Origin of the sequence: Vibrio sp. Sgm 5, assembly GCF_026241575.1 — a bacterium.
Classification (GTDB): domain Bacteria; phylum Pseudomonadota; class Gammaproteobacteria; order Enterobacterales; family Vibrionaceae; genus Vibrio; species Vibrio jasicida.
In genome coordinates, this window is record NZ_JAPHPY010000088.1 from 1 (window position 1) to 11491 (window position 11491).

Genomic DNA, 11491 nt, shown 5'->3' on the forward strand with positions numbered 1-11491 from the left:
ATCAGATCACACACACTTGAAAGAGTTCAAAAAAAATCCCCAAGCTACAAGCTTGGGGATTTGTGTATAAGAGACAGCCATATAGGAGCCTTTTGTCGTTTAGCAATTCGCTTATTCAGCTTTTGCGCCTTTCGCGTTATTCATGTACTGGAAGAACTCACTCTTCGGATCAAGTACAAGAATGTCATTCTTAGAGCTGAACGATTTCTCGTAAGCTTTTAAAGAACGAAGGAAGCTGAAGAACTCAGGATCTTTGTTGTAAGCATTCGCATAGATCTTCGCAGCTTCTGCATCCGCCTCACCTCGTGTTACACGAGCTGTTTTGTCTGCTTCTGCAAGAATTGTTGCCACTTCAAGCTCGGCTTGTGCACGGATAACTTCGGCTTTCTCACGACCTTGAGAACGGTGCTTACGAGCTACCGACTCACGTTCTGCACGCATACGACGGTAGATTGATTCACTGATCTCATCTGGTAGGTTGATCTTCTTCATACGGAAGTCAACGATGCGAACACCCAAATCTTTCATTGCGCTGTCGCGTGTGTCTTTCAACACTTCAGACATGATTAGGTCACGTTCACCATCGATTTCCAATGCTTCACGAGCTGCTTCAGTACTTACTTCCTCGCTGGTTGCGTCTTCTGGAAGTACGTCGTTGTTACGTGGACCAGATACGATTTGCTTGATTTCACGAGCACCGATTTCTGCACGTAGTACGTCCGTTACCTTACGCTCAAGAAGCGCCTCGGCAGTCAGCGTATTGCCGCCACCTGTTGCTAGGTAGTAACGACCGAAATCTTCGATACGCCACTTCACGTAGGTATCAATGATTACGTCTTTTTTCTCAGACGTTACGAAACGGTCAGCACGACCATCCATTGTTTGGATACGCGCATCTAGTGTTTTCACGCGGTCAAACAAAGGCATTTTGAAGTGCAGGCCCGGCTCGTAAATACGAGTGATGTCGTTGTTGTCTTTCAAGACACGACCAAATCGAACCACAATACCGCGGTCACCTTCAGGAATCACGAACAGTGACATCAGCATTAATGCCAGAGCGATTACCAGTACAGGGATCATTAACTTACGCATTCTTAGTATCTCCCTTGACGTGTACCCGTTGAACGAGACTGCGTGTTCGAAGTGTCTTCTTGAGTACGCTCAGATTCAAGTTGAATGTGGTCGTATGTTGAAGTCGATTTCGATTTACGTTTAGAGTCTGATTGACCATCTTGGCCTGCCAATTTATCAATTGGAAGGTAAAGAAGGTTGCCGCTGGATTCAGAGTCGATCAGCACTTTCGATGTGCTTGAGTAAACTTCTTCCATTGCGTCAATGTACAGACGATCTCGAGTTACGCCAGGAGCCGCTAGGTATTCAGGCAGTAGTTTTTCAAACTGAGCCACTTGACCAAGCGCTTCGTTCGTCACACGCTCGTTGTAACCTTGTGCTTCTTTCTTCAAACGCTCTGCTCGACCTGTTGCCTTCGGCAAGATTTCGTTTTTGTAAGCTTCTGCTTCACGGATGAAACGCTCTTCATCCTCACGTGCCGCAATTGCATCATCGAACGCATCTTTCACTTGCTCTGGTGGACGTGCAGACTGGAAGTTCACATCTACAATCACGATGCCCATATCGTAGCTATCGATGATTTGATTCAGTGTTTCTTGCGTTGTTTGACGGATTTGCTGACGACCACTGGTTAGGATGCTATCCATCAGTGAGTCACCAATTACTGCACGCAGAGCTGAGTCGGTTGCTTGACGCAAACTGTCATCAGCATTCGTTACGCGGTATAGATATTTGTATGGGTCAGCAACACGGTATTGAACGTCCATCGCTACTGTTACTACGTTTTCATCTTTAGTCAGCATTAGACCTGATGCACGTAGTGAACGAATCGCTTGTACGTTAACCGCTTCGTATTCATCAATGAAACGAGGACGCCAGTTCAGACCTGGGTCTACGATACGGTCGTATTTACCTAAACGCAGTACGACACCGCGCTCTGCTTCACCGATGGTGTAAAAGCCAGCGAAGAACCATACTGCAATCGCGATAACTGCAATGACACCAAAGCCAATCGCACTACCACCACCGCCGATAGGTGAACCACCGCCGCCGCCTTTTTTACCAAATTTGCCACCCAGCTTTTGACTCAGTTTGCTGAACACTTCATCTAAATCTGGCGGACCTTGATCTCGGCCACCAGGACGCTGGCCACCACGATTATTATTACCCCAAGGGTCATTATCGCGGCCATTGTTGCCGTTGTTATTTCCAGGCTCATTCCACGCCATTAGAAAGCTCCATCATTTGATATGACGTTATACTGTAGCAGTCCTTTAAGTGACTATAAAGTCGACTAAAACTGCCCCTTCTCTTTTTTCAAGTCTAGACCAATCTACCTGTTGCATTCGAATATCGATCAACAAGTTACCTTCCTGGTCATATTCCTCACGTTGAATACACTTCATTTGGAAGAATGTACTACGGAGTCGTCCTTGATACTGTGGAGGAATTCGCAACTGATGCTCAACCATTTGCGACGCCAAACGTTCTGTCAGCGCATCAAATAGGAGATCAATGCCCAATCCATCCATCGCAGAAACCCAGACCGCTCGAGGCATGCCTACCTCATCACGTTCAATACGAGGATTTTGCTCTTCTAGATTGTCAATCTTGTTCATTACTACGAGCGTCGGCACTTCATGTGCGTCGATCTCTTCTAATACTTCATGAACAGCTTGAATATTCTCACGAAAACGCTCGTCACTGGCATCAACAACATGTAACAAAATGTCAGCTTCTTGCGTTTCCTGCAAGGTTGCTTTGAAGGCAGCAACCAAATCATGTGGTAAATGTCGGATAAATCCAACGGTATCTGCAAGAATTGCAGGCCCCACATCGTCTAACTCTATCTTACGTAAAGTTGGGTCAAGAGTAGCAAATAATTGATCTGCCGCGTAAACGCCAGCTTCTGTAATGCGGTTGAAGAGTGTCGACTTACCCGCGTTGGTGTAACCCACAAGAGAAATCGTTGGGATTTCTGCTCGATTTCGGGCGCGGCGCCCTTGTTCACGCTGCTTCGCAACTTTTTCGAGACGGCGAAGGATAGCTTTAATTCTGTCACGCAATAATCGACGGTCAGTCTCTAACTGAGTTTCCCCCGGCCCACGTAGACCGATGCCGCCTTTCTGCCTTTCAAGGTGCGTCCAACCACGAATCAAACGAGTAGAAATATGACGAAGTTGGGCTAGCTCTACTTGCAGCTTACCTTCGTGTGTTCGTGCTCGTTGAGCAAAGATATCGAGGATGAGACCAGTGCGGTCGAGGACTCGACATTTGCACAGTGCTTCGAGGTTACGTTCTTGGGCAGGAGAGAGGGAGTGATTAAAAATCACAATTTCAGCACCAGTTAATTGTACCGCAGTAGCAATTTCTTGTGCCTTACCCTCTCCGACATAGTATTTCGGGTGTGGGGATTGACGACTGCCAGTTACAACTTGCAGTGCCTCTACCCCAGCGGAAGAAACCAGCATTTCAAACTCAGCCAGATCTTCCCATTCACCTTCTTGCGTGAAGTTGATATGAACAAGTACGGCTCGCTCACCGGATTCATAACGGTCAAACAAGCAATCAACTCCTTATTTTAGCAATACTAAATGAAGAATTAATCTTCAGATTTCTCTTGTGGACGATCACCTTGAGGACGATCACCACTGTGGTGGCTCACTGGACGAGCCGGAACAACGGTAGAGATTGCGTGCTTGTACACCATTTGATTTACAGTGTTTTTCAGCAGGATCACGAATTGATCGAAAGATTCGATCTGACCTTGTAGTTTAATACCGTTCACAAGGTAGATAGATACCGGGATACGCTCACGACGTAGCGCATTTAGGAATGGGTCTTGTAGAGATTGCCCCTTAGCCATTTTATTTTCCTTATTTAATTTGTAGTTGTAATTATTTAGCTAGTGGTGCAATGCAAAAGGTACTGCTTTTTGCATCTGAGCTAAACGAATCAAAATGCACCCTAAGTAATTAGCAGCATAGTATAAAAACCGCCAATAACAGATCCTTTGAGAGTGCGATCACGCAAAAACGATCACATTATACACAGCTATCTCAATCAGATGCTATTGCTTCTGACATGGTTTCGAGTGCTTGTTCAATGTTGTCGCTATCCAACCAAGTTAAATCATTCCAGCTGCGTAACCAGGTGATTTGACGCTTGGCCAATTGACGAGTTGCACATACGCCACGAAAAACAGCTTCATCACGAGTGCACTCCCCGTCTAAATACTCCCACATCTGTCTGTAACCAACACAACGTATTGATGGAAGATCAGGGTGAAGATCGTCACGCGCATACAACGCTTTCATTTCTTCTTCAAAACCTGCTTCCATCATCTTCTCGAAGCGCAGCTCAATTCGACGGTGAAGTTCTGCCCTGTCCATGGGAGCTATTGCAAACTGTTTGACTCGATAAGGTAAGCTATCACCTTTAGTTTGAGTCAACTCAGTAAGAGTTTTACCTGAAATGCGGAAAACTTCCAACGCCCTCGATAAACGCTGAGGATCGTTTGGATGGATTCTCGCAGCTGATACAGGATCAATCTCTTTCAGCTCATCGTGCAACACTGACCAACCTTTAGTCAATGCTTCTTGCTCAATTTGCTGACGAATTTCAGGATTTGCAGCAGGAAGAGGTGATAGGCCTTCAAGTAATGCTTTGTAATACAGCATGGTACCGCCGACTAAGAGCGGAATTTTCCCTTCTGCAACAATGTCATCCATTGCTTGTAGGGCATCACGACGAAAGTCTGCCGCTGAGTAAGATTCACTAGGATCTAAGATATCAATAAGACGATGCGGCGCTAGGCTCAGTTCGCGTTCATCAGGTTTAGCCGTACCAACATTCATGTCCTTGTAGATCAATGCGGAATCGACGCTAATGATCTCAACCGGATATTTTTGGCGTAGGCGAATGGCGAGCTCTGTTTTACCTGATGCAGTTGGTCCCATCAAAAAGAGGGCCAAAGGTAGTTTGTCTGTCATGGCTTTAATTTGGCAATCGAGGCAGAGAAATCAACAGCAGACACAAAGTGGGTGTCTTCCAATGGCAATTGACCATGTCTTAGCTGTTCAAGTTCCGCAATAATTTGAATGGCTTCAGAGAGAGTATAGTGGCTCTTAACCGTTGTGACTTGCAACGCAAGCCAATCAATCAGCTCAGATAACAGCGACGCCGTTGCCATCTCTCCCGTCAAGCGAGTTTGCGCGTAAGATAACAGATCTGGTATCAGATTTTGTAAGTTTTGTTGGCGCAACGGGGCCGGTACTCCCATGACCATCAACGCTTTATCATTTCGTGATTTTAGCTGGATACCAAGCTGAGCAAAATCTTGCTGATAATCTTGTGCTAATTGAACCAAGCTCGATTCCAACTTGATCGATAATGGTACCAGTAACGGTTGAGCTTTTAACGCTCCGTCACTTGGTGTGAGCTGACCTTTGGTCCGATAAAACTCCGCTCTTGGCAACGCGACCAAAGCTGCGCCACTGTCGCTGCTCATCAACACATACTGTTCGTCCACCACGGCTAAAGCTTTGCTAAGTGCCGTAACGGGAGAGAGTTCTGTCTCTGTTGATACGCTTACCGCCTCTCCGATCGTTTCAGTTTGAGGCTCAAAGTCTGGCGTTTGAAGCAATTCATGATAAGCACGCACTTCTTGTTTACTTGGCGCAGGCTCTGCATGACGTTGCTCTCTGTTAGAACTTGGTTTAGGCGCAGGTTTTGATTCAACCCAATCTGTTCGTCTGAAAGAATCCGCCGGACGTGCTTCTCGCACAGAAGAATCACTTGGTGCCCTATCGCGAGGTTTCGTTTCATAGTCTGAACGCCCCGGATAAGCTGGAGTGTTATCAATCGCTTGATAGACATGCTCTGGCACAGGAGAATTCACAGGCTCTGGTGCGCTGACTGGTTCTTGATTTTCCGTGCTTGCCTCAAAAGATTCAACAGGGTCGGCATGGTGGAACGCGGATTCGTTGACGTGAGGTTTATCAATCACCGAGCTTTGCGCAAGCGCATCTGCCAAAGCTTGATAGATAAAGTCATGCACTAAACGAGCTTGATGAAAACGTACTTCATGCTTGGCTGGATGCACGTTCACATCCACTTGATGTGGGTCCAGTTCAATAAACAACACATACGCAGCAAACTGATCTGGCTTAAGGCTGGTTTCATAGCTTTGGCGAATCGCATGATTGATCAACTTGTCACGCATCATTCGCCCATTCACATAACAGTACTGCAAATCGCTTTGCTGTCTTGCTCCCTCCGGCGTCGTGATCCAGCCGTGAAGCTTCAACCCTTGATGCTCCAGTTCAATACGCAGCATATTACGCACAAAGGCGTTACCACATACCGCCGCAATACGCTTTTCAGTTTGCAGTTGGTTCTTTGCCGCGCGGTATTGACGGATCATTTTGCCGTTGTGGCGTACGTTGATGGTAACGTCAAAGCGGCTCAGTGCGATACGCTTCAAAAGCTCATCAATGTGTGCGAATTCCGTCTTTTCAGTTCTAAGGAATTTGCGACGTGCCGGCGTATTGAAAAATAGGTCTAATACTTCAACCGAGGTGCCTATCGGATGTGCAGTCGGTTGGAGCTTAACTTGCATATCTCGACCTTCAGAGTAAGCACTCCACGCTTGTTCTTGTGCTGCTGGGCGAGAAGTCATGGTAAGGCGCGAGACCGAGCTGATACTCGCTAACGCCTCACCACGGAAACCCAGACTCATGATGGCTTCAAGATCGTCCAATGTGTGGATCTTAGAGGTGGCATGACGACTGAGCGCCAGACCTAACTCATCTTTAACAATCCCTTTGCCGTTATCGCGCACGCGAATTAGCTTGGCGCCACCTTTTTCGATATCGATATCGATTCGAGTCGCGCCAGAGTCGAGACTGTTTTCTACCAGTTCTTTCACGACAGAAGCGGGTCTTTCAACCACTTCTCCTGCCGCGATTTGGTTTGCCAACCGAGCTGGCAAAATCTTAATGGTCATGATGAGTTATAAGCTCACTTATTTGTTTGGAATGATCAGTACCTGTCCTACGGCAAGCTCGTCAGAACGCAGGTTGTTTGCTTTACGAATGCTTGAGACGCTAACGCCATACTTCGATGCAATCTTACCTAGGTATTCACCACGAGCAACTTTGTGCTTGCGGATTGGCTTGTCTTTCACTGCGACAGTGATCTTCAGCTTCTGACCGACCCAAACCGTGTCTGATTTCAGATTATTTTCACGACGAATATCGGCAATCTTCACTTTGTAATGACTGGCGATCTTACCGAGGAACTCACCTGATTTAACCGTGTGTGTGATTGTCTCAGTTTCCACCGTATTAGGTTTATTTGGAATCGAGATAGAAACCGCACCAGAGCCCGGAATCTTCAACTTCTGACCGACCGCCAAACCACTAGATTTAAGTTTATTCGCACTCATGATGGCTTTGGTCGACGTTCCGTATTTTTGCGCAATCACAGATAAAGACTCACCTCGTTTTACCGTGTGAACAGCAGACTTCGATGAAGAAGAGAACACCGTACCTTCTGGTGGATTATCTTTTAAGTACTGAACAACGGCTTTAGTGATCGCACGCGCTAACTTGTCTTGGTGAGCACGTTGGAACAATAACTTCTCTTCCGTTGGGTTCGAGATAAAGCCGGTTTCAACCAGTACTGAAGGGATCTGTGGAGAGCGTAAAACCGCAAGACTGGTATTGATTGGTTTTGAGTTATGCAAACGAGCGACTTTGCCCATTTCCCCCAAAATACTCGTCGCCAACTTGTAACCTTCTTTCTGAGAATGGCTGAACTGAAGGTCTAACAATGTCTGGTTAACATTGCGGTCATTGGTGTTACTGACAAACGCAGTACCAGAGCCACCTAGGATCTCAGACTGTTTCTCGTGGTTTTCAACCCAACGAGAAATTTCTGTGTTTGCTCGGCGTGTATTCAAAACGAAGACAGAGCCACCGCGTGGTTTTGGTGAAGTAAAGGCATCCGCGTGAATTGAGATCAACAGATGAGCATCATTTTCACGTGCAATCGCAACACGACGGTTCAAGTTAACGAAGTAATCTCCGGTACGCGTCATGCGAGTTTTGATACCCGGAACGGCATTGAGTTGCGCCGACAGTTTACGAGAAATACTCAGTACCGCGTCTTTTTCGTATTTACGACGAGATGGGCCAATAGAGCCAGGATCTTCACCGCCATGACCAGGGTCGATCACAATCAAAATTTCTTGAGCGCGCTGTACCGTGCTCATGTCTTTGTTGGTCGTTGTTGGCTTATTTGGCTTAGCCGCTGGTGTCGCTGTCTTTTTGCCATGTGGCAAGTCAATGACGAGACGATGACCATATTGACCACCCGGTGTCGGGCTGAGCGTAAACAACTCGGCTTTAACACCTTTTTTCAACTCAAACACCAAACGGTAAGTGTTTTTATTCGGCGGAGAGCTTTTGCGCACTCGCTTCAACACTGGACTATCCGTCACAGTGACAGGCAACTTCGCTTGCATTGATGTGTTTTTGAGATCCACAACAAGGCGATCCGGCCCAGATAGAGAGAAATAGGAATAGTCAGCTTCCGCGCTTAAATCGATGACGACACGAGTCTCATCAGGTGAAGGCCATACTCGGAAACTTTTAACAACGTTAGCAAACGCTAAATTGGGGATGATAAGGAGAAAAGTGGCAACTAACGCTGCCACCGCTCTAAATTTTGAAAGACTCAACATAGCTCCAATTGACTGAGTAACTGCACACCATATTCATTATTCGCCGTTAATTCGGCTACACGCTGCTCGCCTTGGTAACGAATGTCCACATCAAGATCTGGCTGTGGCAGCAATCCTTGCCCTTTTTCTGGCCATTCAACTAAGCAAATCGCATCATCAGTGAAATAATCACGAATCCCCATGAACTCAAGTTCTTCAGGATCCGCAAGACGATAAAGGTCAAAGTGATAAACTTGCCACTTATCCAACTGATAAGGTTCAACCAAAGTATAGGTTGGACTTTTTACATTGCCTTGATGACCAAGAGCACGGACAAAACCACGACTAAATGTTGTTTTACCCGCACCCAGATCCCCGTGTAGATAAATAGTGGTTTGTTGAGAACAAAGCTGAGCTAATGCGGTACCAAGTGCTACCGTTTCATGCTCATCTTTAAGATTAAATTGTTTCGTGCTCATTGATGTATCTCTAACTAATGATCGTTGACTATATAAAAATCAAAAGAACAGGAATAGTAAACTGTGTTGGTTTTGAGAGACAAGCTCTCAAATGTCATATATGCGAAAAAAGTAGTCAAAAAGACAAATCCTAATTCCCTGATTCTATTGAATGCATAAACAGATTTGGTCACATCAAAGTCAACAGTCGATGACTTTGTTTCAAAATCTATTTCTCGACTTTATGTCTAGACTTTCTGGTAGCACCAATGAGTAAGATCCGGTAAGATCCGCCCCCCTTTATCTCGGTGATAAAACATGAACTTCGAACAACTCGCTCAACAAATCAAAATTTGGGGTAAAGAGCTCGGCTTTCAGAAAGTCGGTATCTGCGATGTTGATCTTAGTGAACATGAGGCGGCTCTGCAAAAATGGCTTGATGCTGGCTATCACGGTTCAATGGATTGGATGGCCCGTCATGGCATGATGCGCGCAAGACCAGATGAACTTTTGCTGGGAACCGTACGTGTAATAAGCGTACGCATGAACTACCTACCTCCGGAAGCCCACTTCGCCTCCAACTTAGCTAACAAGAATCACGCATACATTAGTCGTTATGCGCTTGGACGCGATTATCACAAGCTAGTAAGAAAGCAACTGAATAAGCTTGGCAAGCTTATCGAACAAGAAGTAGGACAGTATGGCTATCGTCCATTTGTCGATTCTGCTCCTATCTTAGAAAGACCTCTTGCTCAGAAAGCGGGTCTAGGCTGGACAGGCAAACATTCACTTATCTTAGATAAAGACTGTGGATCTTGGTTCTTTCTTGGCGAATTGCTGATTGACCTGCCATTGCCAGTAGATGAACCAAGCGTCGATCAATGTGACAAATGTAAAGCATGCATTACTTCCTGCCCGACTCAAGCAATCGTTGAGGATAAGGTAGTGGATGCACGTCGCTGCATCTCTTATCTCACCATCGAATTTGATGGCGTGATTCCTGAAGAGTTCCGTAAGCCAATAGGCAACCGAATTTATGGTTGCGATGACTGCCAATTAGTCTGCCCTTGGAATCGATACGCAGAACTAACGGAACAAGAAGACTTTCATCGCCGAGACAGCTTTGAAGAACCTGATTTACTGACAATGTTTCATTGGGATGAAGCGACCTTCCTTAAACAAATGGAGGGATCGGCGATTCGTCGAATTGGTCATGTTCAATGGCTGCGTAATATTTCTGTCGCACTTGGCAATGCAGAATATAGTCAACAAATCATTGAAGCACTGGAAAACAGACGTGGCGAAAGTGAATTGCTTGATGAACATATCGAATGGGCATTGACGCAACAAATTAATCAGCTTCCGACCAATGAGTCCGACTCGGTAGAAACGAAGAAAAAGCGGTTAATCCGGATTGTCGAAAAAGGCCTACCAAGAGACGCATAAATGCGTAGCTCATATGCAAGAGATTGAAAACATTTTTTGCCCGATCAATTCATGACCTTGTTCTCAATTCTGTAATGTGGAAAAAAATAAGAGTATTGAGAGAAAATAGGTTATAGAAAAAAGTTAAACACAACCTAAAGAAATGATTAGGATCAAAAAAACACAAAGTAATGATCCAAATTTAACGCACCCGATCCGCAATAAAAGCACCTTTTCCCATATATAACAACAACTTAAGCGTTTAATGAAAAGTTTAGCCGCTGTCAGATTTGGAAAAGATCTTTCTTTACAACCTTTAAACCCCAAGCAGAAAACACTTTATCAACCAACTTATCCACAGAACGATATATGTGGATAACTCTGTTAATTAAAGATGTGAAAACGCCCCGAACACCAGAATATTCATTGGTCAGCCGTCTCGTCTCATGTTTAAAACACAAACGAAATCGTCCGACATCATTCGATGCGGATTAGAGTTTTATTTTTCAGGGATTGATGCTTCTCAGCATTATGAAAAGAGCGATGTGGCTGGCTGTAACCTCTATTGCAAATAGAGTTACATTCATCGATGGTTTGAGTTAGTGACTAAAACTATCGCTTGAAAATTGGTTGCGGGAGCCGGATTTGAACCGACGACCTTCGGGTTATGAGCCCGACGAGCTACCAAGCTGCTCCATCCCGCGTCCGTATATTATCGATTAATACGATAATAGAAACTGGAGCGACACACGAGGTTCGAACTCGTGACCTCAACCTTGGCAAGGTTGCGCTCTACCAACTGAGCTAGTGT

The 11491-nt window shown here is 45.5% G+C and carries 9 protein-coding genes and 1 tRNA gene; 1 reads left to right on the top strand and 9 read right to left on the bottom strand.

Annotation, left to right across the window (positions count from 1 at the left end; all coding sequences use genetic code 11):
• Positions 1 to 111: 111 nt before the first annotated feature.
• From hflC to tsaE, 8 genes are all read right to left on the bottom strand, one after another.
• Positions 112 to 1092 carry a protease modulator HflC gene (gene hflC, locus OQJ86_RS25325; RefSeq protein WP_038872031.1) on the bottom strand — a complete coding sequence of 327 codons (981 nt, stop codon included), beginning with the start codon at positions 1090 to 1092 and terminating at the stop codon, positions 112 to 114.
• 2 nt (positions 1093 to 1094) lie between these two features.
• Complete coding sequence (gene hflK / locus OQJ86_RS25330; protein WP_038872033.1) at positions 1095 to 2300, bottom strand: FtsH protease activity modulator HflK; 1206 nt, start codon at positions 2298 to 2300, stop codon at positions 1095 to 1097.
• A gap of 45 nt (positions 2301 to 2345) precedes the next feature.
• Positions 2346 to 3635 carry a ribosome rescue GTPase HflX gene (gene hflX, locus OQJ86_RS25335; protein ID WP_265991939.1) on the bottom strand — a complete coding sequence of 430 codons (1290 nt, stop codon included), beginning with the start codon at positions 3633 to 3635 and terminating at the stop codon, positions 2346 to 2348.
• 38 nt (positions 3636 to 3673) lie between these two features.
• On the bottom strand, positions 3674 to 3937 hold the full coding sequence (hfq, locus tag OQJ86_RS25340; protein ID WP_005438329.1) for an RNA chaperone Hfq: 264 nt from the start codon (positions 3935 to 3937) through the stop codon (positions 3674 to 3676).
• Positions 3938 to 4130: 193 nt separating this feature from the next.
• Positions 4131 to 5063, bottom strand: coding sequence for a tRNA (adenosine(37)-N6)-dimethylallyltransferase MiaA (miaA, locus tag OQJ86_RS25345; protein WP_265991950.1), 933 nt, complete (start codon positions 5061 to 5063; stop codon positions 4131 to 4133).
• Positions 5060 to 7078, bottom strand: a complete 2019-nt coding sequence (gene mutL / locus OQJ86_RS25350) for a DNA mismatch repair endonuclease MutL (protein ID WP_171375069.1) — start codon at positions 7076 to 7078, stop codon at positions 5060 to 5062. Before mutL ends, miaA begins: the two co-directional genes overlap by 4 nt.
• Before the next feature lie 18 nt (positions 7079 to 7096).
• Positions 7097 to 8818: a LysM peptidoglycan-binding domain-containing protein gene (locus OQJ86_RS25355; RefSeq protein WP_042602755.1), complete on the bottom strand. Its 1722-nt coding sequence runs from the start codon at positions 8816 to 8818 to the stop codon at positions 7097 to 7099.
• Positions 8812 to 9276 carry a tRNA (adenosine(37)-N6)-threonylcarbamoyltransferase complex ATPase subunit type 1 TsaE gene (gene tsaE / locus OQJ86_RS25360; RefSeq protein ID WP_038872042.1) on the bottom strand — a complete coding sequence of 155 codons (465 nt, stop codon included), beginning with the start codon at positions 9274 to 9276 and terminating at the stop codon, positions 8812 to 8814. Before tsaE ends, OQJ86_RS25355 begins: the two co-directional genes overlap by 7 nt.
• A gap of 297 nt (positions 9277 to 9573) precedes the next feature.
• On the opposite strand from tsaE, the gene queG reads away from it, so the two are divergent.
• Positions 9574 to 10701, top strand: a complete 1128-nt coding sequence (gene queG, locus OQJ86_RS25365; RefSeq protein WP_265991954.1) for a tRNA epoxyqueuosine(34) reductase QueG — start codon at positions 9574 to 9576, stop codon at positions 10699 to 10701.
• Positions 10702 to 11307: 606 nt separating this feature from the next.
• Here queG and OQJ86_RS25370 read toward each other — a convergent pair.
• Positions 11308 to 11384, bottom strand: a tRNA-Met gene (locus tag OQJ86_RS25370).
• Between the last annotated feature and the right edge of the window lie 107 nt (positions 11385 to 11491).

What these genes read in the sequence shown, in the direction of transcription:
- hflC (WP_038872031.1), bottom strand. Translation starts at nt 1,092, where the DNA reads ATGCGTAAGTTAATGATCCCTGTACTGGTAATCGCTCTGGCATTAATG.
- hflK (WP_038872033.1), bottom strand. Translation starts at nt 2,300, where the DNA reads ATGGCGTGGAATGAGCCTGGAAATAACAACGGCAACAATGGCCGCGAT.
- hfq (WP_005438329.1), bottom strand. Translation starts at nt 3,937, where the DNA reads ATGGCTAAGGGGCAATCTCTACAAGACCCATTCCTAAATGCGCTACGT.
- miaA (WP_265991950.1), bottom strand. Translation starts at nt 5,063, where the DNA reads ATGACAGACAAACTACCTTTGGCCCTCTTTTTGATGGGACCAACTGCA.
- mutL (WP_171375069.1), bottom strand. Translation starts at nt 7,078, where the DNA reads ATGACCATTAAGATTTTGCCAGCTCGGTTGGCAAACCAAATCGCGGCA.
- OQJ86_RS25355 (WP_042602755.1), bottom strand. Translation starts at nt 8,818, where the DNA reads ATGTTGAGTCTTTCAAAATTTAGAGCGGTGGCAGCGTTAGTTGCCACT.
- tsaE (WP_038872042.1), bottom strand. Translation starts at nt 9,276, where the DNA reads ATGAGCACGAAACAATTTAATCTTAAAGATGAGCATGAAACGGTAGCA.
- queG (WP_265991954.1), top strand. Translation starts at nt 9,574, where the DNA reads ATGAACTTCGAACAACTCGCTCAACAAATCAAAATTTGGGGTAAAGAG.